Source organism: Micromonospora sp. RB23, from assembly GCF_053585025.1.
Window position 1 is genome coordinate 5,713,263 of record NZ_CM132111.1, and the last position, 25,749, is coordinate 5,739,011.

Sequence of the window (25,749 nt, forward strand, 5' to 3'; positions counted from 1 at the left end):
CTCCGGTCACATCGCGGTGCGGGCCGACCACAGCTCCGGGAAGACCACCCGGGCCATGCTCCGTTGCAGCCACGCCAGGCCGGCCGAGCCGCCGCTGCCGACCTTGGCGCCCATCGTCCGCTGCACCGCCTTGACGTGGTTCCAGCGCCAGTCGCCGAACTCCTCGGCGACACCGCTGAGCGCCTCGCCCAGCAGCCGCAGATGATTGTCGGGGCCGCTGTCGGCGTAGATCCGTACCCAGGCGGCCTCGACCTCCGGTTGCGGATCGTGCTCGACCGCCACGTCCCGGCCCAGCAGATCGGCGGGGATGTCGAAGCCACGCCGGGCCAGCAGCGCGACGACGTCGTCCCAGAGGCTCGGGGCGGCCAGCGCGGCCGTGAGTGCGGCGTGCACCTCGGTCTGCCGGCGGAACGGACGGATCAGCGCCGGATCGCGCAGCCCGAGCAGGAACTCGAGATGCCGGTACATGGCGGACTGGAAGCCGCTGCCCTCACCGAGCAGGTTGCGGAACCGGTTGAAGTCGGCCGGGGTCATCCAGCGCAGGCCCTGCCAGGCGGCGTTGAGCCCCTCCAGGTGCAGCGTGGCGCGGCGCAGCGGAGCCAACGCGTCCCAGATCCGGTCGGCACGCAGGAGGCGCTGGGTCTCGCGCAGCTCGTGGCAGGTCAGCCCGAAGTACAGCTCCATGATCTGACTGACCATGAGGAACGACATCTCACCGGGGTCGTCGCTGAGGGGTTGCTGCAACTGGTGCAGCGCGCTGGCCCGCACGTACGCGTCGTACGGCACCAGGTCGGCGAACTCGAGGGTCGGCTCGCCACCGTTGCGGGCGGCGCGGGCCGCCCGTTGTCGCGGGGTCACCGGTCGCACCGTGGCGACGCGGTTCGAGGCCCGCCGCTCCGTCGATTCCACCAGACGTCTCCCTTCCCCGGACTGCCGACGTCATGATCTCGCGGCGGGATCGGCGTATGGAATGCCGGATCAACGGGACTTGCCGTCCTGACCTGACGAACAGAAGGCAGCTGGGCGAATCCGGTTCACGAAAGTAAGGTTCGAGCGTGGACGACATGGACTGGGCGCTGCTGCGCGAGTTGCAGGCCGACGCCCGGCTCTCGTTCAGCGAGTTGTCCCGCCGGGTGCACCTGTCCCCGCCGGCCGTCGCCGAGCGGGTCCGCCGGCTCGAGGAGACCGGTGTGATCACCGGGTACCACGCCCACGTCGACCTGACCCGGGCCGGCCGTACGGTGGTCGCCCTGATCCGGATGTCCTGTTACGGGGCCCGCTGCATCCTGCACGACCCGGAGGTGTCCGACTGGCCGGAGATCCTGGAGATCCATCGGATCACCGGTGACGCGTGCAGCATGCTCAAGGTGGCCGCCGGCTCGATCGGGGACTTCGAGGCGGTCATCGACCGCCTGGCCCCGTACGGCCAGCCGTCGAGCACCATGGTCCTGTCCTCCCCCCTCCCCTGGCACCCCATAACCCCCCACCCCTAACCCACCCCACCCGCGCCCTCCCCCCTCCCCTCCCTCCCCCTCCCCTCCCTCACCCCTCCCCTCCCGCGCGCCGATCTTGCACTTCCTGTCGCCGATACGCGAAGAGTGCCCGGTATGCCGCCGCAGAAAGTGCAAGATTGCGGGAGCCCAGGCAGGGCTCGCGGTCGATCATGGAGTCGTGGTGGGTAGATGGCGATGAGATGCACCTTTTGCGGGGCACCACAACTCCATGATCGACGCGGGAGGGGGGCAGGGGGCGGGGGCGGGGCGCGGAGAGGTGCGGGGCGGGCGGGGCGGGGTTTGCCTTTGCGGGACGGGGAAAGCAGCCGCGTGCCCAGGGGAGGGTTCCGGCGGTTGTCGCCGGTTGGGGGGAAATCATGCAGGGTCTTCGCACGATCAACCGCGCGCTCTCGTCCGCTCTGACGCTGGTCGGGCTCATCGGGGCGTTCGTCCTGCTGTCGGTGGCGCCGGCCCGCGCCGGTGAGAACACCTTCGTCGAGGTGACACCGAACAGCGTTCCGGCGGGCGGCCGGGTGACGATCCGGGCGAGCTGCGACAACAACAACGACCGGCAGGCCAACGTGCACTCCGACGCGTTCGGACACGTGATGCTCAGGCCGGACAACGGCTTCCTCAAGGGTGAGGTCACCGTTCCGGGCAACAAGGAGCCCGGTGACTACCAGGTCGACCTGCGCTGCCAGAACAACCAGACGGCCCAGACGATGCTGACCGTGCTCAACATGGCCTCGCCCAGCAAGGGGCCGGCGACCGGGGGCGGCGGCACCGCCGGCGGTCGGGGCACCGGCTCGGTCCTCGTCCTCGGCGGCGTGGCCCTGGTGGCCGCCGCGGTGGCGCTCGGCATGGCGGGCGGCCGGCGTCGGCCCGGAGCCGGCTCCTGACCCGGACCCACCATGACCCGCAGATCCGCGCGTGCGCGGTCGGATCATCCTGCCCGCTCCACGCGGTCGGACCGCCGTGCCCGCGTCCAGGCCGCGCGGACGCTGCGCGCCTCGGGACGCCTGGTGGCCCGCCTCTCCGGGCGGCTACGGCGGGTCGCCGGGCAGGCGGTCTGCGCCAGCGTCGCCACCACCGACCCGGACGCACGACCGCTGCCGCCCCGAGGCCAGGGTGGGCCGCCGCTGGCCCGGCGTCGGTTCGACGGTAACCGGCCGGGAGCGCCGATCCTGATCATCGCCTCGCTGATGGTGTTGATCGTGGCGATGCTCGGACTGGAGCAGGTGACCGGGGTGAGTCTGCTGCCGGACCGGATCAGCGCGGGCCTCCGGCCGCCGCCGAAGAAGTTCCCGGTGCTGCCGGCCAGCCCACCGACCGCCCTCGCCATCGACACGATCGACCTGCGCGCGCCGCTGCACGACGTGGGCATCGCCCCGGACGGCACCATCGCCGTGCCCGACGTGGCCCGCGCTCAGGAGGCCGGCTGGTACGACCAGGGTCCCACCCCGGGTCAGTACGGGCCGGCGGTGATCGTCGGGCACGTGGACACCACCACCGGGCCGGCTGTCTTCCACCGGCTACGGGAACTGCGCTCCGGCGACCAGGTCGACATCACCCGCGCCGACGGCCGGGTGGCGGTCTTCGAGGTGGACTCGGTGGAGCGGTTCGACAAGGAACGGCTCCCGGTGGACGAGGTGTACGGCGACTTCAGCCGTCCCAGCCTGCGGCTGATCACCTGTGGTGGCCGGTGGGTGGGTGGTGAGACCGGCTACTCGGACAACCTGGTGGTCTTCGCCTCGCTGGTCAAGGCCCGTGGCGGGTGATCTCCCGCGCCGCCGTCGAGGTAGGCGGCGAGCCGGGCGGCCCCGGTGAGCATGGCCCGGCCGCGCTCGGTGAGGCGTCCCCGCCACTGGGCGAGCGACGCGGCAAGGGGTTCGGCGCCGCCGGCGTCCCGCACCCGACGCAGCACGTCGGCGATGTGGCCCAGCCGGTAGCCGCCCCGGCGCAGCAGGTGGGCGAGTTCGGCGTCCCGGACGTCGTCGGGCGTGTAGACGCGGTGGCGGGTGACCCGATCGCGCTCCGGTCGCAGGATCCCGGCCGCCTCCCACTTGCGCAGCGTCGCCGGTCGTACGCCGAGCCGGTGCGCGAGCACACTGATCGGCACGGCCCGCCGCGTCTGCGGCGCCGGCTTCGAAGCGGTGAGGGTGGTGACCGCCGCCTCGACCGCGTCCAGGGTCTCCCGGTCGCGTCGTAGCAGTCCGTGGCCGTGGTCGATCGCCCGCAACGCCGTGTCGATCTCGCCCCGGTTGACGGCGCGCATGATGTCGCCGCCGGCCGCGTGACCGTGGCCCGCGACGAGGGCGAGGTACGCGTCCAGCGCCCGGGCGTGCACCTCGGTGAACCGGCGGTACCCGGTGGGGGCGCGCTCGGCCGGCGGCAGCACGCCGTCGCGTTCGTAGTTGCGGACGGCCTGCGCCGACAGCCCGTGTCGCCGGGCGAGGTCGACCGGCCGGCGTACCCCCGGGTTTGAGGGTTTTGGGGTGACCACCGTGCTCCCTCGCTCTGAAGTCTCAACCGGTGGTTCAACGATACGGTCGATGCAATGACCACTCTTCTCGACCTGCTCGCCGGCTCACCGACCCTGCTCGCGCTCGGCGAGCCGACGCATGGTGAGTCCGCCTTCCTCCAGATCCGCAACGACGCCTTCCTGATGCTGGCCGAGCACGGCTACCGCTCCATCGCCCTGGAGAGCGACCGGGCCGCCGGGCTGCTCGCCGACGAGTTCGTGCGGGGCGGGGACGTGCCGCTCGACCGCGCGCTCGCCGAGGGGTTCAGTCACGGCTTCGGCGCCGCCCCGGCCAACCGTGACCTGCTGCTGCGGATGCGGGAGTGGAACGCCGGTCGGCCTGCCGGGCAGCGCCTGCGGTTCCACGGTTTCGACGCGCCGCTGGAGATCGAGGGCGCCCCGAGCCCCCGCCGGCACCTGACGCTCGTGTGCGACTTTCTGGGCCTGGACCGGTCGGCGGAGATCGACGAGCTGGTCGGGGACGAGGCCCGGTGGAGCGACACGGCCGCCGTGTGGGAGCCGGGTCGATCGGTCGGACGCTCGACGGATGCCCAGCGGCTGCGGGTTCTGGCCGACGACCTGCTGACCGAGCTGTTTCTTCAGGCCCACCGCCGGTCCGCCGGATGGCAGGAGGCGCACGTCCACGCCACGTCCGCGGTCGCGTTGCTGCGGTACCACGCCGCGGCCGCGTCCGACCTCGCGCCCCAGGAGCGCTTCCCGCGCCTGGCCGGGGTCCGGGACGCGCTGATGGCCGAGAACCTGCTCGCGATCCGGGCCGTCGAGGCCGACCGGGGACCGACGCTGGTCTTCGCCCACAACACACACCTGCAACGCCATCCGAGCGCCATGACGATCGGTGGCGCGACGGTGTCGTGGGCCGGCGCCGGCGCGATCGTCGGGGCGCTGCTCGGCGAGCGGTACGCGGTGGTCGTCGGCACCCTCGGCGCGAGTCCCGCGCTCGGCATCGACGCGCCCGCCGCGCCGACCTACGAGGGTCGGCTCCAGCAGCGGGGCGACCTTCCCGGGTACGTCCCGACGGCCGACATCGCGCCGGCCGAACGCCGCGAGCACGACTACCGCTACTTCCCGCTGGACCAGGCGGCCGTCGAGAACGCCGACGCGGTGCTGCACATCCCCACCGGCGTCGACGCGGCCGTGCTGGCCGAGCGGATCGGCGCGCTGCCCGGCGTCGAGCAGGTCGTGGCGAGCGAGGAGAACGGGTCCCCCGAGGCCGCGTGGGGTGACCGGTTCTTCCACGTCGGGCCGGATCGCCGCCAACCGTTCGCCACCATCGTCGAGCACGACGTGCCCGGCTTCGACGAGGCCGGGCAGCTCGACCGCCCCGGCGTCTTCCGCCTCAACCTGGAGCTGGGCCGGGCCGAGTTCGAAAAGGCGTTCGGCTTCGCGCCCGGGGCCTTCGAGGAGCACCGGGACGACTTCGACTACGCCCGGCTGGACACTCTCACGCCGCACCCGGGCTACGCGCTGTACGGCTTCGCCAGCATCGTGATGCCGGGTCCGCAGATGCTGCCCGAGGTCGACCGGCTCCTCGCGATCGCGCACCGGCGGGCGGTCGACCGGCACGAGCGCGCGACGCGTCGGGCCGCCGACCAGCAGGACTGAGCCCGACCGCCGGCCCCCGGACGGCCGTCCCGGGCCGCGTGGCCCGCGGGTGCAGCCGGACCCGCACGGGTACGGGTCAGGCTGCCGCTTCGGGCTCGCGCAGGTCGAGCCAGTCGGCCCAGCGCGGGTCCGGGGCGCGGTGCCCGAGAACCCGCCATGCGGTGCCCTTCGGCGCGGCCGGCAGGGCGTGCAGCCGCCAGCCCAGCTCGGCCGGGGTCTTGTCGCCCTTGGTGTGGTTGCACCGCGCACACGCGGCGACCACGTTCTCCCAGGCGTGCCGGCCACCCCGGCTGCGCGGGAAGACATGGTCGATGGTCTCGGCCGGCCCCCGGCAGTAGGCGCACCGCCAACCGTCCCGGGCGAAGATCGCACGGCGGGACAGCCCGACGTGGGTCCGGTAGGGCACCCGGACGAAGCGGGTCAGCCGCACGACCGACGGCACCGGCAGCGCGTCCCGGGCGCTGTGCAGGATGCCGTCGCCGTCGGCGACGCAGACGGCCTTGGCCGAGAGGACGAGGATCGCGGCGCGACGCACCGACACGACACACAGGGGCTCGTAGGTGGCGTTGAGAACCAGCGCGCCGGAGCCCACCGTGGGTCGTATGTCAGGCATCGCGCTCACCCTCCCGGTTCAGCGGCTGCTACGAACCTGCCGCCGACCGGAGTCGGGCACGAGGGCCCCCACCGTCGACGCCCGTTCGATCACCGACGTCCGTTGCGCCAATAGTCCCTGATCGGACCCCGGATTGCACGTACTAATCCGGGGTCGGATGTGAAGCTCTTTTCCCCACCTGTCACGATGGCCGGTTCGCCCCGGTCCGACCCGGCGCTCCGACGCATCTCACCCGGCTGGTGGGTCGGCGGCGGCGGGTCCGAGGTGTTGCGGTACGAAGACAGGGTGAGTGCCGCCAGCGTGACGCCCCTTGCCCTGCCCGACGTCGTATCGGTGAACTGTCAGGGCAGCACCTCCTGCGAGTGGATCTACCGGATCACCCACTCGGCGTGGTTCGCCGAGGGCAGCTACTGGATCCTGCTCAAGCCGCTACGGGTGGTGCTGATCATCGTGCTGGCGATGGTGGCCCGCTGGGCGCTGCACCGCACGATCAACCGGCTGGTCCGTACGACCACCGACGGCGCGGTGCCGACGATGCTGCGCCCGCTGCGCGAGCGGGTGCCCACGGCCGCGGTCGACCCGGCCGAGTTCGTGCCGGAGCGGCGGCGGCAGCGGGCCGAGGCGATCGGTTCGGTGCTGCGCAGCATGACCACGGCGTTCGTCTTCGGGATCGCGCTGCTGATGATCCTGCGCGAGTTCAGCTTCGACCTGGCGCCGCTGCTGGCCAGCGCCGGCATCGCCGGCGTCGCGCTGGGCTTCGGCGCGCAGAGCCTGGTCAAGGACCTGATCGCCGGACTGTTCATGCTCATCGAGGACCAGTACGGCGTGGGTGACAACGTCGACCTCGGCGAGGCGACGGGCGTCGTGGAGTCGGTCGGGCTCCGCGTCACCACGGTCCGGGACGGACGTGGCGTGCTCTGGTACATCCGCAACGGCGAGATCATCCGGGTGGGCAACAAGAGCCAGGGTTGGGCGCTGGTGGTGGTGGACCTGCCGATCGGCTTCAGCGGCACGGAGGAGGCCAACGCGGTGCTGCGTACGGCCGCCGCCTCGGTCGCGGTGGACCCGGAACTGTCGCCGGAGATCGTGGAGGCGCCGGAGGTGCTGGGCGTCGAGCAGGTGACTGTGGACGGCGCCGTGATCCGTACGGTGGTCAAGACGACCGCCGACGGCCAGTTCGCCGTGGGTCGGGAGCTGCGGCGCAGGCTGGCCGAGGCGTTGGAGAACTCGGGTATCACCGCGCAGATCGCCGCCGCCCGCATCTATCCCGGTGTGCCGAGCCGGTCCCTGTCGGAGGGTGAGACCGGTCAGGGTGGCGCCACCTGACCCGGTGACACTGGCCGGGAATACAGGGGTCGCGGTCCACCCGGCCCTTGGAGTATCGTCCGTTCGTTCAGTCGGGGATGCGACGAACGATCCGTTCGCCCTAGCTAGTTGTCAGACGATCGGGCAGAATCCCGAAGCACGCGTTCCCGCTGGAGCGCGGTCACATCCTCGCTGATCCGCAGATCTGACGAGTGTTCCCGGCCCGGCGGCCACAAGCAGCCGTATCCGGGGGCCGATGGAGGCGACGGTGCCCGACGAGCGACCTTCCGTGGAAGGTCCGGCCACTTTTCGCGAAGTGTTTGCCCAACGTGAGTTCCGGGCTGTCTTCACGGCCGGGTCGCTGTCCTGGATCGGTGACTACGTCGCCAAGGCCGCCGTGACCCTCCTCGTCTACCAGCAGACCGGGTCCGTCGCGCTCTCCGCCGCCGCGTTCGCGGTGAGCTACCTGCCGTGGCTGCTCGGCGGTCCGCTGCTCGCCGCGCTGGCCGAGCGGCACCCGTACCGGCGGGTGATGGTGGCGTGTGACGTCGTCCGGATGGCGCTGATGGTGCTCATCGCACTTCCCGGTCTGCCGGTCCCGGTGGTGCTGGTGCTCCTCTTCACCGCCACGCTCGCCAACCCGCCCAGCCAGGCGGCGAAGTCCGCGCTGATGGCGCAGATCCTCACCGGCGACCGGCTGGTGGTCGGCTTGTCGTTGAACAGCAGCATCGGGCAGGCCGCGCAGGTCGTCGGCTATCTGTTCGGCGCGGCCATCGCCTCGATCGACCCGACGGCCGCGCTGCTGTTCAACGCCGCCACCTTCGGCCTCTCGGCGCTGCTGCTGCGCCTGGGCGTCCGGGACCGCCCGGCCAGCATGACGACCGCCCACCGCAGCCACCTGCTGCGGGAGACCGCCGAGGGCTTCGGGATCGTCTTCCGTACGCCGGTGTTGCGGGCCATCGCGGTGCTGGTGTTCAGCGTGATGCTCTTCTCGATCGTCCCGGAGGGGCTGGCCGCCGCCTGGGCGAACAAGGACGCCAGGAGCGACGTGGCGGCCGGCACGGCACAGGCGGTGATCATGGTCGCCAGTCCGGTGGGCTTCATCCTCGGCGGGCTGTTGGTGAGCCGGTTGTTCGGTCCCGCCCGCCGGCGGGCCCTGATGCGCCCGCTCGCGGTGCTCGCCCCGCTGGTGCTGGTGCCGGCCCTGTTCGATCCGCCACCGCTGGTGGTGGCGCTGCTGGCCGCGCTGTGCGGGTTCGCTGTCGCCGGCATGCTCCCGATGGCCAACGGGCTGTTCGTCCAGGCGTTACCGAAGGAGTTCCGGGCTCGCGCGTTCGGTGTGATGGCCACCGGTGTGCAGGTCATCCAGGGGATCGCCGTGCTGGCCACCGGGTTGCTCGCCGAACGGTTCCCCATCCCGGTGGTGGTCGGCCTCTGGAGCGCCGCCGGGGTGCTGCTGATGGCTGTCGCCGCCCTGCGCTGGCCGGACCGGCAGACGGTGGACGAGACGTTGGCGGCGGCCACGGCGGCCAACATCGCGGGCGACGTCGCCGTCAACGGGACGACGGGGCTCGTCGATCCCGGCACAGCCGGCGGTCATCGCCGGCACGCGGTCACGTGATCCACGGCGTGAGCCGACGCACGGCCTCCGGGGCGGGTCCACGGCCGACGCACCTGGCAGGATGGAACGGTGAACCCCGCAGGTGAATCCGACCGTCCCGACGCGTCGATGACGCTCTTCGAAGCGGTCGGCGGCGAACCCACCTTCCGCAGGCTGGTGGACGAGTTCTACGTCGGCGTCGCCAGCGATCCGCTGCTGCGACCCATGTACCCGGAGGAGGACCTGGGCCCGGCGGCCGACCGGTTGACCCTCTTCCTGATGCAGTACTGGGGTGGGCCGAACACGTACTCCGCGCAGCGCGGTCACCCGCGGCTGCGGATGCGGCACGCCCCGTTCCGGATCGGCGCGGCCGAGCGGGACGCCTGGCTGCGGCACATGCGCCAGGCGGTGGACCGTCTCGAGCTGGAACCGCAGCTCGCCGTCGCCCTCTGGGACTACCTGGAGCGGGCCGCGTACTTCATGGTCAACGCCATGGAGGACCCGGCCGAGCGCGCCTGACGGCGCGCACCGGGCGGCCGGGCCGCGGCCCGTCTCAGAGCAGCGCGCCCTCGTCGTGCAGCCAGTCCACGAAGCTGGTCGCCACGGCCGCGCCACAGTCGAGCATCTCGACCAGCAGCGCGTCGTGCGTGCCGGCGCCGAGGGGCACCTGCAACTCCGCGTAGATCGGCAGCTGCCCGCGCTCGGTCGGATCGCCGATGTACGCCTTGCAGAAGCGGCGGGTGTGGTTCCACTCGTTGACCACCCGGTAGGCCCGGTCGGCCCAGTCCGGCGGAACCGTGGCGTGCGGGCGGGCCCGCATCACCAGGATCTCGTCCTCCGGACCCTCGAGGGTCACCAGCACGGCGTGGCGCTCCCACATGGCCAGCAGGTTGCCGTCGCCGTCGGCCAGGTAACGCACGTCGAGTAGATCGAGTGCGTCGCAGACCCGGCGCAGGCTCACCGGCTCGATGGTGGCCGCCATCTCGGCCAGCACCGGTCGGTCGCTGCCCGGGCAGTCGTCTCCCGGCTGGCGAGGACTCGGCGGCCCGACCCGGACCGCGCTCTCCACTGTGATCCCGCTTCGGGTTTCCGGATCACCGCCGTCGGCGGGACCGGGGCGCCATGACCACCACGGCATCGCTCGTCGCACCTCACTCCCCAGCGGATCCAGCCGCCTACGGTGCGTTGGATCCGAGGATGGACGGTACCCGGACAGCCGGGTTGAAGCACCCCCCCAACGACCCCACCGGCCCAGAAGAATGAATGGGGGTCATACTTTCGGACGAGTAGTGAGGGGGGTCACGGCGAGATCGGTGGCCTTCTGCAACCAGGCCGCTCCGTACGGTCCCACCAGGCCCACCCAGCGGCCGGCGACCCGTACCCGCACCCCGGGGCGCCCCGAGGGGCCAGCCGGGTCGTCGACCGCGCCGAGAAAGCCCATCCGGACCAGTCCCTGCACCAGCCGCTGCGGCACCTCGACCGGCGGGCCCGGGGAATCGTCCGGCGTGACCACCACGGCCACGTGGTCGAGCAGCGCGTCGCGCAGGGCCCGCTGACCCACCGCGCGGCCCGCCACCCCCTCGGCACTCGCCGTACGCAGGGTGCCCGCCGCCGCGGCGGCGATCCGGCGCACCTCGACGCCCGGCAACACCTCCACCGGCTCGCTGCGCGACGGCGGCAGGGGCCAACGCCACTGCGCGTCGCGGCGCTCCGGCAACCCCGCGCCGCCGCGGCCCAGCTCGGCCAGCAGGTCGGCCGCGCCCACGGTGACGTCCCCGGGTGCGTCGCCGGCCACCGTGCAGGCGACAAGCACCTGCCACGGCAGCCGGGCCCACAGGGCGACCCGGCCGGGAGCGCCGGCCGGCCGCAGCCGCACCGGCGCCGCCGGGTCCAGCCGGACCAGCCGGGCCAGGAAGGCGCCCGCGTCGGCCACACCGGCCAGTCCGTGGCCGGACGACGACGCCGTCACCTGTTCCGCCCCCGGCCGCGTCACGATCCGCCGCCCTGCGGGGCGTACGTCAGCAGGAAGTCCCGCTCCTCGACGGTGATCCGCCGGGGCACCTGACGCGTCAGGTCGAACGGCACCAGCACCGAGCGGGCGCGACTGGCCAGCACGTCACCGTCGTACAGCTCGTAGGCGACGGTGAACCGCGACGCCTTGATCTCCTCCACCCACAGCTCGATGCGGACCGTGGGGGCGGACTCCGCGGTGGCCCGTCCGAGCGCGTAGTCGACCGGGCGCAGGTAGTCGACCTCGTGCCGGCGGATCACCACCCCGTCGGCGAACGAGCCCACTCCCCAGGCCCGGCCGCCGGCGAACATCAACGCCACCCGCGCCTCCTCGTACAGGGTGAGGAAGCGCGAGTTGTTGACGTGGCCGTACGCGTCCAGGTCGGACCAGCGCAGGGTGCAGTGGTAGACGAAACGGTCAGTCACGGGTCAGCTTGCGGTAGGTCACCCGGTGCGGTCGGGCGGCCTCCGCGCCGAGGCGGTCGATCTTGTTCTTCTCGTACGCCTCGAAGTTGCCCTCGAACCAGAACCACTTGGCCGGGTCCTGGTCGTCGCCCTCCCAGGCCAGGATGTGCGTGGCGACCCGGTCCAGGAACATCCGGTCGTGGGAGATGACCACGGCGCAGCCGGGGAACTCCAGCAGGGCGTTCTCCAGGCTGGACAGCGTCTCCACGTCCAGGTCGTTCGTCGGCTCGTCGAGCAGGATGACGTTGCCGCCGATCTTCAGGGTCAGCGCCAGGTTGAGCCGGTTGCGCTCGCCGCCGGAGAGCACCTTGGTCGGCTTCTGCTGGTCCGGTCCCTTGAAGCCGAACGCGGCGATGTACGCCCGCGACGGCATCTCGACCTTGCCCACCATCAGGTAGTCCAGACCGTCGGAGACGACCTCCCAGACGGTCTTGTCGCCGTTGAGGCCCTCGCGGTTCTGGTCGACGTACGACAGCGAGACGGTCGGGCCGACCCGCACCTCGCCGCCGGTCGGCTCCTCCAGCCCGACGATGGTCTTGAACAGCGTGGTCTTGCCGACGCCGTTGGGGCCGATGATGCCGACGATGCCGTTGCGCGGCAGCGAGAACGACAGGTTGTCGATGAGCAGCCGGTCGCCGAAGCCCTTGCTGAGGTTGTTCGCCTCGATGACCGTGCCACCCAGTCGCGGGCCCGGCGGAATCTGGATCTCCTCGAAGTCCAGCTTGCGGGTCTTCTCGGCCTCGGCGGCCATCTCGTCGTACCGGTCGAGGCGGGCCTTGGACTTGGTCTGCCGGGCCTTGGCGTTGGAGCGGACCCACTCCAACTCCTCGGTGAGGCGCTTCTTCATCTTGGCGTCGCGGCGGCCCTCGACGGCCAGGCGGGCGGCCTTCTTCTCCAGGTAGGTGGAGTAGTTGCCCTCGTACGGGTAGGTCCGGCCGCGGTCCAGCTCCAGGATCCAGTTGGCCACGTTGTCGAGGAAGTACCGGTCGTGGGTGATCGCCATGACCGTGCCGGCGTACTTGGCCAGGTGCTGCTCCAGCCAGGAGACGCTCTCCGCGTCCAGGTGGTTGGTCGGCTCGTCGAGCAGCAGCAGGTCGGGCGCCTCCAGCAGCAGCTTGCAGAGCGCGACCCGGCGGCGCTCACCACCGGAGAGCTGGGTCACGTCGGCGTCCGGCGGCGGGCACCGCAGGGCGTCCATGGCCAGTTCGAGCTTGGAGTCGATGTCCCACGCGTCGAGGTGGTCCAGCTCCTCCTGGAGCTTGCCCATCTCCTCCATCAGCTCGTCGGAGTAGTCGGTCGCCATCTGCTCGGCGATCTTGTTGAAGCGCTCCAGCTTGGCCTTGGTCTCGGCGACCGCCTCCTCGACGTTGCCGAGCACCGTCTTGGCGTCGTTGAGCGGGGGCTCCTGCGCGAGCATGCCGACGGTGTAGCCGGGCATGAGCCGGGCCTCGCCGTTGCTCGGCTTGTCCATGCCTGCCATGATCTTGAGGAGGCTGGACTTACCGGCGCCGTTCGGGCCGACCACACCGATCTTGGCACCCGGCAGGAAGTTCAGCGTCACGTTGTCCAGCACGACCTTGTCGCCGTGCGCCTTGCGCGCCTTTTCCAGGACGTAGATGAACTGGGCCACGGTGCGGGCTACCTCCGTCGGTTTGCTGTCGCCTGAGTGGGCGGCGCGGCGCGAGCTGAGACCTCCGCCCGCCGCCGCCGGCCGGGAGCCGGCCGCGCGCACGCCATCGTCAATCCTGACAGGTACGGCGCGCTTCGCCCACATCACCCCGCCCCAGGAGTACGCCGGCGAGCCGCGTCGCCTCTGACCGTCGAGCTGTCGACAAGATCACCTTAAGGATTCGCCGCACGCGGGGCGGGTAGGAGACTCCGGCACGGGGGCCCAGACACCGCAGCTACGCTCAGTACGCTCATCGCGGTGGACCCGTCAGTACCCGGAGGTGGCCGATCGTGACCGTCCGTAGCTCCTTTGTCGTAGTGGCGAACCGTCTGCCGGTCGACGAGGTGAGCACACCCGAGGGACGGCAGTGGCGACGCAGCCCCGGCGGGCTCGTCACCGCGCTGCATCCCGTACTCGCCGAGCACCAGGGCACGTGGGTCGGCTGGGCCGGTGGCACCGGCGCCGCGCCCGAGCCGTTCGACCTGGAGGGCATCCGGCTGCACCCGGTTCCGCTCAGCGCCGAGGAGTTGGAGCGCTACTACGAGGGCCAGTCCAACGCGACGATCTGGCCGCTGTACCACGACGCGGTGGAGACTCCGGCGTACAAGCGTCGCTGGCGTGAGGCGTACCGGCTGGTGAACGCCCGGTTCGCGGAGGCCGCCGCCGACGTGGCGGCCGAGGGCGCGACGGTCTGGGTGCAGGACTACCAGCTCCAGCTGGTGCCGGCCATGCTCCGCGAGCTACGCCCGGACCTGCGGATCGGTTTCTTCCTGCACATCCCGTTCCCGCCGATCGAGCTGTTCATGCAGATGCCGTTCCGTACCGAGCTGCTACGCGGTCTGCTCGGCGCGGACCTGGTGGGCTTCCAGCAGCGACTGGCGGCGCAGAACTTCGTCCGGCTGGCCCGGCACCTGCTCGGGCTCCGCTACGAGGGACAGATGATCCAGGTCGACGGTCGGCAGGTGAAGGCGGGCGCCTTCCCCATCTCCATCGACACGCAGGAGATGGAGCGGATGGCGGCCGACCCGGCGATCCAGGCGCGGGCCAAGCAGATCCGCGCCGAGCTGGGCGACCCGAAGACGATCATCCTGGGCGTGGATCGGCTCGACTACACCAAGGGCATCGAGTTGCGCCTGAAGGCGTTCCGCGAGTTGCTGGCTGACGGAAAGTTGACAGTTCCGGACGCCGTTATGGTGCAGGTCGCCACGCCGAGCCGCGAGCGCGTCGAGCACTACCAGGCACTTCGGGTCAAGGTGGAGCGCGAGGTTGGTCGGATTAATGGCGAATTCGGCCGAGTCGGCGTGCCTGCCGTGCATTACCTCCATCAGTCGTACAGTCGCAGTGAACTGGCCGCGATGTACGTTGCTGCGGACGTGATGATGGTGACCCCGCTGCGAGACGGCATGAACCTCGTGGCCAAGGAGTACGTCGCATCCCGTGCCGACCAGGGCGGTGCGCTCGTGCTCAGCGAGTTCGCTGGCGCCGCAACGGAGCTGCGCCAGGCATTCCTATGTAACCCGCACGACCCGGACGCGGTGAAGGACGCCCTGCTCCGGGCCGTGCACGTGGAGAAAACCGAGGCACGCCGCCGGATGCGGACAATGCAACGTCACCTGCGTACCCACGACGTGGGGCACTGGGCCAAGTCTTTCCTCTCCGAACTGGGAGTTTCCGAGGCGGAGGCCGCGTGAACACGGCCGTCAACGACGGAACGGCGATCGCCACCGGGGTGATGGACCCCGAGCTGCGATCCGCCATCGGCCGGATCGCCCGGGTTCCGCAACTCCTGATCGCCTGCGACTACGACGGCACGCTCGCGCCGATCGTGGAGGATCCCAGCACCGCCGTACCGCTGCCCGAGTCGGTGGCCGCGATCCGCGCGCTCGCCGCCCTGCCGCAGACGAGCGTCGCCGTGGTCTCCGGTCGCGCCCTGCGCGACCTGGCCGCGCTCTCCCGGCTGCCCAGCGAGGTACACCTCGTGGGCAGCCACGGCTCCGAGTTCGACATCGGCTTCGTCGAGCGCCTCTCCCCCGAGCTGGTCGCGGTCCGCACCCAGGTGCGCAACGCGCTGCGCGAGATCGCCGCCGAACACCCGGGCATCCGGCTCGAACGCAAGCCGGCAAGCGTCGCGGTGCACACCCGTGGCGTCGACCCGCAGGTCGCCGCCGCCGCCATCGAGGCCGTGCGCAACGGCCCGGCCACCTTCGACGGCGTCACCGTGACGCAGGGCAAGGAGGTCATCGAGCTGTCCGTGGTGGCCACCCACAAGGGCACGGCCGTCGACCAGCTACGGACCCAGCTCTCGGCCAGCGCGGTGCTCTTCATCGGCGACGACGTCACCGACGAGAACGCCTTCGGCAACCTGCACGGACCGGACCTCGGCATCAAGATCGGCCCGGGTGAGACCAAGGCCAGCTTCCGGGTGGCCGAGCCCATCGAGGCCGCCCGCGCACTCGGGCTGCTGCTGGAGACCCGCCGGCACTGGCTGTTCGGCGAGCGGGCGGTGCCCATCGAGCGGCACTCCATGCTGGCCAATGGTCGTACCGTCGCGCTGCTCACCCCCGAGGCCAAGGTGAGCTGGCTCTGCCACCCCAAGCCGGACTCGGCGGCGATCTTCGCCGACCTGGTCGGCGGCAGCCCGGCCGGTCACTTCAGCATCGCCCCGGAACGGGGCGGCATCCCGCTGGGCCAGCGTTACCGCTCCGGCACGATGACCGTCGAGACCCGGTGGTCCGGGCTCACCGTCACCGACTGGCTGGACAAGCCGGCCCGCGAGACGACGCCGGACGGCCCGGCCGTGGTCACCGGCGACTCCACCCTGGTCCGGGTCCTCAGCGGCAACGGCCGGGTCCGGGTGGAGTTCGCGCCGCGCCCCGAGTTCGGTCAGGTGGCCGTGCAGTTGCAGCCCGTCGGCGACGGCCTGCTGGTGCTCGGCTCGAACGAACCCGTCGCCCTCTACTCCCCCGGGGTGGAGTGGCAGGTCAACAACGACGGTGGGTACGAGACCGCCAAGGCGGTCGTCGACCTCTCCGCCGCGGGTGGACAGGTGGTGCTGGAGCTGCGCTTCGGCACGCACAGCCTGGAGCACCACCGGGTGCCGATCCACGAGCGGCAGGCCGCGGCCGAGCAGCCGTGGAAGGACTGGGTGGCCTCGCTGCGGCTGCCGTCCACGTCCCGTGACCTGGTCGCGCGCAGCGCCCTCACCCTGCGCGGGCTCTGCCACGAGACGACCGGCTCGATCCTCGCCGCCGCCACCACCTCCCTCCCGGAGGAGCTGGGCGGCGTCCGCAACTGGGACTACCGCTACTGCTGGCTGCGCGACGCCGCGCTGACCGCCCGCGCGCTCGTCGACCTCGGCTCCATCGAGGAGGCGGAGGCGTTCCTGCGCTGGGTGGACGGCTGCATCGAGCGCACCGGCGGCCACCCGGAGCGGCTGCACCCGCTCTACACCATCGACGGGTACGAGCTGGGCGCCGAGGCGGTCATCGACACGCTGCCCGGGTACGCCGGCTCCCGGCCGGTCCGGGTCGGCAACCTCGCCAACCACCAGCTCCAGCTCGACGTGTTCGGCCCCATCGCCGACCTGATCGCGGCCGTCGCCGACGCGCGCGGCTCGGTCCGCGACGACGAGTGGCGGGTCCTGGAGAACATGGTCGAGGCGGTCCGCCGCCGCTGGCACGAGCCCGACCACGGCATCTGGGAGGCGCGGCTGCCCCCACGGCACCACGTGTTCTCCAAGGTGATGTGCTGGATGACCGTCGACCGGGCGCTGCACGTGATGCGTCAGCACGGCGGCGAGGACCGGCCCGAGTGGAAGGACCTGCGCGACCGGATCGGCGCCAACGTGCTGGAGCACGGCTGGCACTCCGACGTCGAGGCGTACAGCGTCGCGTACGGGGACGAGGACATGGACGCCTCGTCGCTCTGGATCGGCCTCTCCGGCCTCCTCCCGGGTGACGACCCGCGCTTCCTGTCCACGGTCCTGAAGATCGAGGCGGACCTGCGGAGCGGCCCGGTCGTCTACCGGTACCACTGGGACGACGGCCTGCCCGGCCGCGAGGGCGGTTTCCACATCTGCACGGCGTGGCTGATCGAGGCGTACCTGCGCACCGGCCGCCGCACCGACGCCGAGGAGCTGTTCGCGCAGATGGTGCTGACCGCCGGCCCGACCGGGCTGCTCCCCGAGCAGTACGACCCGCTCGCCGAGCGCGGCCTGGGCAACCACCCGCAGGCGTACAGCCACCTGGGGCTGATCCGCTGCGCCCTCCTACTGGACAACATGCTCAAGCAGTAGTCCACGGCACGTGACGACGGGGCCGGAGCGCTAGCGCTCCGGCCCCGTCGTACGTGGCACCGCCTCGCCGATCATGGAGTTGTGGTGGGCCACAATGCGTCCATAAGTCGACAATACGGGCACCACCACTCCATGATCGCCGGGCCGGAGCCCGGCGATCTTGCACTTTCTGTCGCGACTTAAGGGGCATTCCACCCATGTCGACCACCGAACCTGCAAGATCGACGCGATTCTCACTCGACACGAGTTGGAGGAGCTGGTCGCGCGCGCTCGTCAGACGTCGAGCGCACCCACCACGTCGCCAACCACCACGACGGCTGGTGGACGGAGGTCGGCCGCCGACGCGTCGGCGGCCACCGCGTCGAGCGTCGAACGCAGCACCCGCTGGGCGCCCGTGGTGGCCTCCTGGACCACTGCGGCCGGCGTGCCCGGCGGTCGGCCGTGGGCGATCAGGGTGGCCGTGATGGCGGCGAGGTTCTTGAGCCCCATCAGGATCACCAGGGTGCCGCGCAGACCCGCCAGGGCGTCCCAACGCACCAGCGACGCCGGTGAGTCGGGTGCGACGTGCCCCGAGACCACGGTGAACTCGTGCGCCACCCCCCGATGGGTGACCGGGATGCCGGCCGCCGCCGGGGCGGCGATCGAGCTGGTCACCCCGGGCACGACGGTCACCGGTACGCCGGCGGCCGCGCAGGCCAGCAACTCCTCGCCGCCCCGACCGAAGACGTACGGGTCGCCGCCTTTGAGCCGCACCACAAATGCGCCCGCCAGCGCGCGGTCCACCAGGATCTGGTTGATCTCCTCCTGGGCCCGTGACGGGCCGTACGGGATCTTCGAGGCGTCCACCAGCTCGACGTCGGGGCGCAGCTCGTCCAGGAGCAGGCCGGGCACCAGCCGGTCGGCGACCACCACGTCCGCCTCGGTGAGCAGCCGCCAACCCTTCACGGTGATCAGCTCCGGGTCGCCCGGCCCGGATCCGACAAGTGCCACCCGGCCGCCGGTCGCCACGGCGTCGGGCCGGGCCTCCGGCGGCGCGGCGTCGCGCACCGCCAGCAGGTCGCGGATGGCGTCCCGAACGCTCATCGCCCGCCGAGGGTCACCACCGCCGAGCACCGCCACGGTGACCGGCCCCTGCCGGGTCACGGCCGGAGTCCAGGCGGTGGCGGCCGCCCGGTCGTCGGCGCGTACGCAGAAGATCCGCCGCTCGGCCGCGACGGCGCTGACCGCGGCCGCCGCGATCGGGTCGTCGATCGCCACCTGGACCAGCCAGGCACCGTCCAGGTCCTCGGGCACGAACCGGCGCGGCACCCAGCGCAGCCGACCCGCGTCGACCCGGGCCTGCAACGCCGGGGTCAGCTCCGGCGCCACCAGCAGGACGTCCGCGCCGGCGTCCAGCAGCGCCGGCACCCGCCGGGTGGCGACCGCGCCGCCACCCACCACGACCACCCGCCGTCCGTCGAGCCGCAGACCGAGGGGGTACGGGTTCGCGCTCATCCGGCACCACCGGACCGCTCGTTGGACGCGGTCACTTCTCCGCCACGCCGGCCGAGTCGAACGTGGCCACCTCGTGCAGCACCCGGACCGCGCCGGTGACCACCGGCAGCGCCAGCAGGGCGCCGGTGCCCTCGCCGAGGCGCAGCCCCAGGTCGATGAGCGGGTCGAGACCGAGGTGCCGCAACGCCACCGTCGCGCCGGGCTCGGCCGAGCGGTGTCCGGCGACCATGGCGGCGACCGCGTCCGGCGCGAACGCGGCGGCGGCGAGCGCGGCGGACACCGCGATCACCCCGTCCAGCAGGACCGGCGTACGGCGGGCGGCGGCGCCTAGGATCAGCCCGGCCAGCGCCGCGTGCTCCAGGCCACCGACGGCGGCGAGGACGCCCAGCGGGTCGGCCGGGTCGGGTGTGTGTCGGGCCAGCGCGGCTCGCACCACGGCCACCTTGTGGGCGTACGTCTCGTCGTCCACACCGGTGCCCCGACCGGTGGAGTCGAGCGGGTCGACGCCGGTGAACGCGGCGATCAGCGCGGCGGCCGGGGTGGTGTTGCCGATGCCCATGTCCCCGGTGAGCAGGATGCCGGCGCCGGCGTCGATCAGCTCGTCGGCGACCCGGACGCCGGTGAGGACCGCCGCCAGCGCCTCGTCCCGGGTGAGCGCGGCGGTCACCGACAGGTCCCGGGTCCCCCGTCGTACGGACGCGTCGACCAGCCGCGGCGCGCGCGGGTCCGGCGCGGATCCCGTCGGCTCGGGCGCGGGCAGCGGGTGGGCCACCCCGACGTCGACCACGGTGACCGACGCGCCGGCCTGCCGGGCGAACGCGTTGACGACCGCGCCGCCGGCCAGGAAGTTGCCGATCATCTGCGCGGTGACCTCCTGCGGCCACGGGGTGACGCCCTGGGCGTGCACCCCGTGGTCGCCCGCGAAGATCGCCACGGCGGCGGGCTCCGGCACCGGCGGCGGGCAGGCCCCGGCCAGCCCGGCGAGGCGTACCGACAGGTTCTCCAGCAGGCCCAGCGAGCCCGCCGGCTTGGTCAGCCGCCCGTGCAGCTCACGGGCGGCGGCCATCGCCGTCTCGTCCGGGGGCCGGATCGCCGACGTCGTGGTCTCCAGCATCATGCCTCCATGATCTCGCGCAGTGCCGCGATGAACGCGTCGGTGGTGTCTCGGTCGCGTACCGCCACCCGCAGCCAGTCCGGGCCGAGCCCCGGGAAGGTGTCGCCTCGGCGCACGGCCCAGCCCCGGTCGCGCAGGGCGGCCCGCACCCGGGTCGCGCCGGGCAGGCTCAGCAGGACGAACGCGCTCGCGGGACGGCCTGCGACGCGTACGCCCGGCAGGTCGGACAGGCGGGCGACCAGGTGGTCGCGGTCGGCGGCGAGTTCGGCGGCGATCGCGCGTTCGGCCTGGACCGCGACGGGCGTGGCGCAGGCCACGGCGGCGGCCAGCGCGGGCGTGGAGACGGCCCAGAGGGGTTGGACGGCGGCCAGGCGCGACAGCAGGGTCGCGTCGCCGAGCAGGTAGCCGATCCGCAGGCCGGCCAGCCCCCAGGTCTTGGTGAGGCTGCGCAGGACGAGCAGCCCGGGCAGGTCCCGCCGCCCGGCGAGCGACTCCGGTTCGCCGGTCTCCGCGCCGCCCGTGGTGTCGGCGAACGCCTCGTCGACCACCAGCACCCGGCCGGGTCGGGCGAGCGCGGCGATGGTCCGCGCGGGGTGCAGCACCGAGGTGGGGTTCGTCGGGTTGCCGATCATGACCAGGTCCGCGTCGGCGGGCACCAGGGACTCGTCGAGGCGGAAGCCGTCGGCCGGATCCAGCAGGACCCGCTCGACCGTGTGCCCGGCGGCCCGCAGCGCCGCCTCCGGCTCGGTGAACTGCGGGTGCACCACCACGGGCCGGCGCACGCCGCGCAGCGCCTGGGCGATGAGCACGAAGCCCTCGGCGGCACCGGCGGTGAGCAGTACCTCGTCCGGGTGACGTCCGTGCCGGGCCGCGACGGCGGCGCGGGCCGGGGCCGGGTCCGGATAGCGGGCCAGGTCGGTGAGGGTGGCGGCGATCGGGTCGGCCAGCCAGGGCGGTAGCGGCGCCCGGCGGACGTTGACCGCGAGGTCGACCAACCCGGCGGTGGCCTCGGCATCGCCGTGGTGCGCCAGGTCGGGCTCGGCGTCGACGAACGGCGACACCCCGCACGGCTGATCACGCATGTCCGCGATCCTGCCGGGAAGGTGGCCGGCGGGACAGTCGATGTCGACGTAAGCCATGTCACCACCTCGCGGGTTTATGAGTTCTTCTCATGTACGAATCGGAAATGTCATAACTTGGCGACGTGAGCAACCGACCCCTTGCTGCCGCCGGTCGTTTCGTTCCTCTCCTGCGCGCCGGGCTCATCGCCGGCATCGTGATCGCCGCCGCCGCCTACCCGCTGGTCGCCCTCACCGGGCTCGGCGCGAAGGCCACCGCGCACGCCACGGAGCAGAAGACCAGGCTGCTGACCAGAGCCCTGCCCGCCGAGACCTCCTACCTGTACGCCCCGGACGGCAAGACCGTGCTGACCATGTTCTACGAGGAGTACCGGCAGTACACGAAGCTGTCGGACATGTCGCCGAACATCCAGCAGGCGATCGTCGCCGCCGAGGACTCCCGCTTCTACCAGCACCACGGCGTCGACCCGAAGGGCGTGGCCCGCGCCTTCGTGGCCAACGCCCACTCCAGCGGGGTGTCCCAGGGCGCGTCGACGCTGACCATGCAGTACGTCCGGATGGCCCTGCGGGACAGCGCCAGCAGCCCCAAGGAGGTCCAGGAGGCCACCCAGCAGACCAGCCTGCGCAAGGTCAAGGAGATGCGCATGGCGCTGGACCTGGAGAAGGAGATGAGCAAGGAAGACATCATGGAGCGCTACCTGAACTCGGCGTACTTCGGTCACCGGGCGTACGGCATCTACGCGGCCAGCGAGATCTTCTTCTCCAAGACCCCGAAGGACCTCACCCCGGTCGAGGCGGCCACCCTCGCCGGGCTCGTCAAGTCCCCCTCCGAGTACGACCCGGCCGACTCCGACCAGAAGGAGGCCACCGGGCGGCGCAACTACGTCCTGGACCGGATGAGCCAGCTCGGTTACATGTCCCCCGACTCGGCCGCCGCCGCCAAGTCCGAACCGATCCGGCTGAAGCTCACCACCCCACCGAGCGACTGCGCCTCGATCATCGAGAAGTACCAGAGCTGGGGCTTCGCCTGCGACTACGTGAAGAACTGGTGGAGCGCCCAACCGGCGTTCGGTAGCAACCGCCTGGAACGGATGGACAAGCTGCGCCGGGGCGGCTACCGGATCGTGCTCAGCCTCGACCCCAAGGTCCAGGAGGCGGCCGAGAAGAACGTCGGCGCGAAGGAGGGCACCGGCAGCCCGTTCGCCAACGGCATCGTGGTCTCCGAACCGGGCACCGGGCGGGTCAAGGCGATGGCGGTCAACCGGAACTACTCCCTGGACCTGGCCGAGAACCCACCCAGCTCCAATCCCGAGGCCGGGCCGAAGGTGAAGGCCAACTACCCGAACACGGTGGCGCCGCTGCTCGGCGGCGGTGACCTGCCCGGCTACCAGGCCGGATCGACGTTCAAGATGTTCCCGATGCTGGCCGCGCTGGACTCGGGCATGACGCTCTCCACCTCGTTCAACGCCCCGTACCGCTACAAGTCGTCCGTCTACGACGGCTGGGCGCCGTCGAACGCCAGCGGCGCGATGACCGGCCAGCAGACCATGTGGTCCGGCTTCGGCAAGTCCGTCAACACGTACTTCGTGTGGCTGGAGGAGAAGGTGGGCGCGGAGAAGGCCGTCCGGCTCGCCGAACAGCTCGGCCTACGCTGGCGCACCGACGTCGACCGGGAGCAGGCGTCACCGGGCAAGGCCAACAAGTGGGGCGCGTTCACCCTGGGCGTCTCCGACGCCACCCCGCTGGAGATGGCGAACGCGTACGCGGCCATCGCGGCCGACGGCCGCTACTGCGAGGCCATACCCGTGCAGGCGATCATGAACCGGGACGGCACACCGGCCACGTACGCCACGCCCGGCGGCATCCAACGCGAGGTGGCCAAGCCCCGGTGCCGCCAGGTGGTCAGCGCCGACGCCGCCCGCGCGGCCACCGACGCCGCCCGCTGCCCGACCGGCGACACCCCGGCCCGCGGGGGCTGCGGCGGCTGGTCGACGGCCGACAGCGTCCGGGGTACGGTCGGCCGCCCGGTCGCCGGCAAGACGGGTACCACCGACAGCACCCGGTCGGCCTGGTTCGTCGGGTTCACGCCGGAACTGGCCGCGGCGAGCTTCATCTCCGACCCGGACAACCCGTTCAACGCGGTCGGTGACGGGCAGTCCCAGATCCCGATCGCGGCGGTGGCACAGACACTGCGCGACGGCCTCAAGGGCACACCGACCCGCCAGTTCACGCCACCGTCGGACGCCATCGTCGGATGACGGCTGGGGCTGCGCTGACCCCCGCTCGCCAGCCGGGGTCAGCGCAGCCCGCCTGGAGGAGGTCAGCGCAGCCCGCCTGGCGGAGGTCAGCGCAGGTCGGCCGCCACGAACGACCACACTTCGAGGTCGACCCGGCCACCGCCGACGAAACCGGCGTTGCGCAACAGGCCCTCGTAGGTGAAGCCGGCCTTCTCGGCGACCCGGCGGGACGCCAGGTTGCCGGGCGCGACCCGCAGCTCGACCCGCTGGAAACCGTGCTCCAGGATCAGCGCGATGGCCACCGCGTCCACCGCCTCGGCGGCCAGGCCGAAGCCCCGGGCGTGGGAGGCCATCGCGTAGGAGACCTCGGTGAGGCGGGCGCCCCAGTCGGTGCGCCGGGTCCAGAGGGAACCGACCACCTGGTCGTCCTCCCGACGGATCACCGCGTAGTGGTCACCGTCGCCGCTGTCGCGTCGCTGCCGGGCCAGGTCGGTGCACCAGGCGTGCCCGTCGATCGGGCCGGAGTCGTCGGGCAGCGGCAGCCAACGCCGCGTCAGCTTGTCGGCGAAGATCTCGCCGGCCGCCACCGCGTCGGCCGCGGTGAGCTGGCGCACCTCCGTACGCGGGGTGGAGACGGTCAACGCGGGAAACCGGCGGACCGCCACCTGACCGATCACGCCGGCACCACCGGCGGTGACACCGCCTCGACTGCCGGCTCGCCCACCGCCGCGGCCACCACCCGGGCGGCGGTCGCCGGATGACCGGCCCAGTGCAGGGTGAGCTGCGAGGCGTGCACGTTGCGCCAGACGAACCCCTCCGGCGTGCCGCCGTCCCAGCTCCACGCCGGGCGCTGACCGGCGCGCGGCGTGAGCACCGCCCGGTGCTCCTTGTGCCCGACGACCACCGTGCCGCTCGCGGCGACCACACTGTCGGTCCGGGCGGTCGCCTCCCGGTAGCCCGCCACCAGACCGTCGCGGCTCACGCCCACCGCGTCCAGCACACCGCACATCGGCAGCCCGTCCAACTCCCGGGCCAGCCAGAGCAGGCCGGCGCCCTCGGCGACCACCGGCCGGCCGGTACGCGCCAACTCGGCCACCGCGATGCAGAGCCGACGGTTGGCCGACAGCTGCTCGGCGTACGTCTCGGGCAGCGCACCGCCGACGACCAGCGCGCGGGTGCCGACGGGCAGCGCCTCGTCGCGCAGCGGATCGACCGTGACCACCTCGGCCCCGGCCGCCGACAGCAGCTCCGCGGTCTCCGGGTGGCTGAAGCTGCCACCCGGGCCACCCGCCACCGCGACCAGTGGACGCTGCGCCGGCACGACCAGCTCGCCGAGCACCTCCCCCGGGGACCAGGCCGCCGCCGGCAGGGGCGGAGCGGAACGGGCCAGCCCGAGCAGGCGTTCCAGGTCGACAGTGGCGGCGACGGCCTCACCCAGGCGGCGGACCGCACGGACGGCGTCGGCCGAGGAGTCGACCACCGGCGCGACGCCGTGCCGGCGGGACGGCAGCACGGCCGGCAGGTCCTGGCGGCGCAGCGCGCCGTAGACGGGCACACCCACGTCGTCCAACGCCTCGCGCAGCATCCCCTCGTGCCGCGACGACGCAACCCGGTTGAGGATCACCCCGCCCAGCCACAACTGCTCGTCGTACGAGCGGAAACCGTGCACCAGCGCGGCCACCGACTGACCCATCGCGGCCACGTCGACCACCAGCACCACCGGGCTGCGCAGCGCCGCCGCGGCGGCGGCCGTCGACTCCTGCTCGGGGCGGCCACCCACCGAGTCGTACAGGCCCATGCTGCCCTGCACGACCGCGAGCCCGGCACCGGCGGCGCCGTGCGCGACCAGCGGGGCGAGCCGGTCGACGCCGACCAGTCGGGGGTCGATCACCCGGCCCGGCCGGCCGGCGGCGAGACCGAGGTACGCGGCGTCGACGTGGTCCGGGCCGAGCTTGAACCCGGCGACGTCGACACCCCGCTCGGCCAGTGCGGCGAGCAGCCCGATCGCCAGCGCGTTCTTTCCGTGCCCGGAGGACGGCGCGCTGAGCACCAGGCGCGGCACGTCGGTCATCATCGACTCCTCGCGGGCGGCGGCGGGTACGCGACGGACAACCGAGGGGGTCGATCCGTCGGCGTGACGATACCCGTCCGATCCGACGGGCGAGCACCGCCAACCGGGGGTCGGCGGACCGTCCCGGGCCGGTCGCGGTGAGTGGCCCCGGTCATACGGGT

Annotated in this window: 22 protein-coding genes; 10 read left to right on the forward strand and 12 right to left on the reverse strand. The window is 72.3% G+C overall.

Translation table 11 applies throughout. The features are described 5' to 3' along the window. Positions 1–6: 6 nt before the first annotated feature. The gene (locus tag ACTFTM_RS25930; RefSeq protein ID WP_449563033.1) at positions 7–909 is read right to left on the reverse strand and encodes a tryptophan 2,3-dioxygenase; all 903 of its coding nucleotides are present in this window, start codon (positions 907–909) and stop codon (positions 7–9) included. A 146-nt stretch (positions 910–1,055) separates the two neighbouring features. Between ACTFTM_RS25930 and ACTFTM_RS25935 the strand changes: the two genes are divergently transcribed. From ACTFTM_RS25935 to ACTFTM_RS25945, 3 genes are all read left to right on the forward strand, one after another. Then, entirely contained in the window at positions 1,056–1,493 is a 438-nt protein-coding gene (locus ACTFTM_RS25935; RefSeq protein ID WP_435207185.1) for an Lrp/AsnC family transcriptional regulator, read from the forward strand. 377 nt (positions 1,494–1,870) lie between these two features. Continuing rightward, positions 1,871–2,392: a hypothetical protein gene (locus ACTFTM_RS25940; protein ID WP_449563034.1), complete on the forward strand. Its 522-nt coding sequence runs from the start codon at positions 1,871–1,873 to the stop codon at positions 2,390–2,392. A gap of 102 nt (positions 2,393–2,494) precedes the next feature. Continuing rightward, positions 2,495–3,271, forward strand: a complete 777-nt coding sequence (locus ACTFTM_RS25945; protein WP_449566729.1) for a class F sortase — start codon at positions 2,495–2,497, stop codon at positions 3,269–3,271. Here ACTFTM_RS25945 and ACTFTM_RS25950 read toward each other — a convergent pair. Then, positions 3,217–3,996, reverse strand: a complete 780-nt coding sequence (locus ACTFTM_RS25950) for a TioE family transcriptional regulator (RefSeq protein ID WP_449563035.1) — start codon at positions 3,994–3,996, stop codon at positions 3,217–3,219. The two genes, ACTFTM_RS25945 and ACTFTM_RS25950, sit on opposite strands and share 55 nt — an antisense overlap. A gap of 54 nt (positions 3,997–4,050) precedes the next feature. Here ACTFTM_RS25950 and ACTFTM_RS25955 point away from each other — a divergent pair, with 54 nt between their 5' ends. Next, positions 4,051–5,637, forward strand: a complete 1,587-nt coding sequence (locus ACTFTM_RS25955; RefSeq protein ID WP_449563036.1) for a DUF6194 family protein — start codon at positions 4,051–4,053, stop codon at positions 5,635–5,637. A gap of 76 nt (positions 5,638–5,713) precedes the next feature. Here ACTFTM_RS25955 and ACTFTM_RS25960 read toward each other — a convergent pair whose 3' ends face one another. Beyond that, positions 5,714–6,250, reverse strand: coding sequence for an HNH endonuclease (locus ACTFTM_RS25960; RefSeq protein WP_074313833.1), 537 nt, complete (start codon positions 6,248–6,250; stop codon positions 5,714–5,716). Positions 6,251–6,517: 267 nt separating this feature from the next. On the opposite strand from ACTFTM_RS25960, the gene ACTFTM_RS25965 reads away from it, so the two are divergent. From ACTFTM_RS25965 to ACTFTM_RS25975, 3 genes are all read left to right on the forward strand, one after another. After that, positions 6,518–7,576: a mechanosensitive ion channel family protein gene (locus ACTFTM_RS25965; RefSeq protein WP_449566730.1), complete on the forward strand. Its 1,059-nt coding sequence runs from the start codon at positions 6,518–6,520 to the stop codon at positions 7,574–7,576. Between the two features lie 235 nt (positions 7,577–7,811). After that, a complete protein-coding gene (locus ACTFTM_RS25970; protein ID WP_449563037.1) occupies positions 7,812–9,176 on the forward strand; it encodes an MFS transporter in 1,365 nt (454 codons plus the stop codon). Between the two features lie 69 nt (positions 9,177–9,245). Further along, entirely contained in the window at positions 9,246–9,674 is a 429-nt protein-coding gene (locus tag ACTFTM_RS25975; protein WP_449563038.1) for a globin, read from the forward strand. 34 nt (positions 9,675–9,708) lie between these two features. Here the strand turns inward: ACTFTM_RS25975 and ACTFTM_RS25980 are convergent, their stop codons facing one another. From ACTFTM_RS25980 to ettA, 4 genes are all read right to left on the reverse strand, one after another. Beyond that, positions 9,709–10,293: a type III secretion system chaperone family protein gene (locus ACTFTM_RS25980; RefSeq protein ID WP_355052276.1), complete on the reverse strand. Its 585-nt coding sequence runs from the start codon at positions 10,291–10,293 to the stop codon at positions 9,709–9,711. A gap of 132 nt (positions 10,294–10,425) precedes the next feature. After that, positions 10,426–11,148, reverse strand: a complete 723-nt coding sequence (locus tag ACTFTM_RS25985; protein ID WP_449563039.1) for a hypothetical protein — start codon at positions 11,146–11,148, stop codon at positions 10,426–10,428. Next, the gene (locus tag ACTFTM_RS25990; protein ID WP_449563040.1) at positions 11,145–11,591 is read right to left on the reverse strand and encodes an acyl-CoA thioesterase; all 447 of its coding nucleotides are present in this window, start codon (positions 11,589–11,591) and stop codon (positions 11,145–11,147) included. The genes ACTFTM_RS25985 and ACTFTM_RS25990 overlap by 4 nt, the downstream gene beginning before the upstream one ends. Further along, positions 11,584–13,260, reverse strand: a complete 1,677-nt coding sequence (gene ettA / locus ACTFTM_RS25995) for an energy-dependent translational throttle protein EttA (RefSeq protein WP_449563041.1) — start codon at positions 13,258–13,260, stop codon at positions 11,584–11,586. The genes ACTFTM_RS25990 and ettA overlap by 8 nt, the downstream gene beginning before the upstream one ends. A gap of 329 nt (positions 13,261–13,589) precedes the next feature. Here ettA and ACTFTM_RS26000 point away from each other — a divergent pair, with 329 nt between their 5' ends. Continuing rightward, a complete protein-coding gene (locus ACTFTM_RS26000; RefSeq protein ID WP_355052272.1) occupies positions 13,590–14,990 on the forward strand; it encodes an alpha,alpha-trehalose-phosphate synthase (UDP-forming) in 1,401 nt (466 codons plus the stop codon). A gap of 41 nt (positions 14,991–15,031) precedes the next feature. Then, on the forward strand, positions 15,032–17,593 hold the full coding sequence (otsB, locus tag ACTFTM_RS26005; protein ID WP_449566731.1) for a trehalose-phosphatase: 2,562 nt from the start codon (positions 15,032–15,034) through the stop codon (positions 17,591–17,593). 273 nt (positions 17,594–17,866) lie between these two features. Here otsB and cobA read toward each other — a convergent pair whose 3' ends face one another. From cobA to cobC, 3 genes are read right to left on the reverse strand one after another with little or no spacing between them, the layout of a single operon-like run. After that, a complete protein-coding gene (gene cobA, locus ACTFTM_RS26010) occupies positions 17,867–19,087 on the reverse strand; it encodes a uroporphyrinogen-III C-methyltransferase (protein WP_449563042.1) in 1,221 nt (406 codons plus the stop codon). A 31-nt stretch (positions 19,088–19,118) separates the two neighbouring features. Continuing rightward, positions 19,119–20,201, reverse strand: coding sequence for a nicotinate-nucleotide--dimethylbenzimidazole phosphoribosyltransferase (cobT, locus tag ACTFTM_RS26015; RefSeq protein ID WP_449566732.1), 1,083 nt, complete (start codon positions 20,199–20,201; stop codon positions 19,119–19,121). Continuing rightward, positions 20,201–21,283: an Rv2231c family pyridoxal phosphate-dependent protein CobC gene (cobC, locus tag ACTFTM_RS26020; RefSeq protein WP_449563043.1), complete on the reverse strand. Its 1,083-nt coding sequence runs from the start codon at positions 21,281–21,283 to the stop codon at positions 20,201–20,203. The genes cobT and cobC overlap by 1 nt, the downstream gene beginning before the upstream one ends. Positions 21,284–21,405: 122 nt before the next feature. On the opposite strand from cobC, the gene ACTFTM_RS26025 reads away from it, so the two are divergent. Further along, the gene (locus ACTFTM_RS26025) at positions 21,406–23,538 is read left to right on the forward strand and encodes a transglycosylase domain-containing protein (RefSeq protein ID WP_449563044.1); all 2,133 of its coding nucleotides are present in this window, start codon (positions 21,406–21,408) and stop codon (positions 23,536–23,538) included. A gap of 86 nt (positions 23,539–23,624) precedes the next feature. Here ACTFTM_RS26025 and ACTFTM_RS26030 read toward each other — a convergent pair whose 3' ends face one another. Both ACTFTM_RS26030 and ACTFTM_RS26035 read right to left on the reverse strand, forming a co-directional pair. Beyond that, positions 23,625–24,194 carry a GNAT family N-acetyltransferase gene (locus ACTFTM_RS26030; protein ID WP_449563045.1) on the reverse strand — a complete coding sequence of 190 codons (570 nt, stop codon included), beginning with the start codon at positions 24,192–24,194 and terminating at the stop codon, positions 23,625–23,627. After that, positions 24,191–25,588, reverse strand: a complete 1,398-nt coding sequence (locus ACTFTM_RS26035) for a cobyrinate a,c-diamide synthase (protein ID WP_449563046.1) — start codon at positions 25,586–25,588, stop codon at positions 24,191–24,193. The genes ACTFTM_RS26030 and ACTFTM_RS26035 overlap by 4 nt, the downstream gene beginning before the upstream one ends. Between the last annotated feature and the right edge of the window lie 161 nt (positions 25,589–25,749).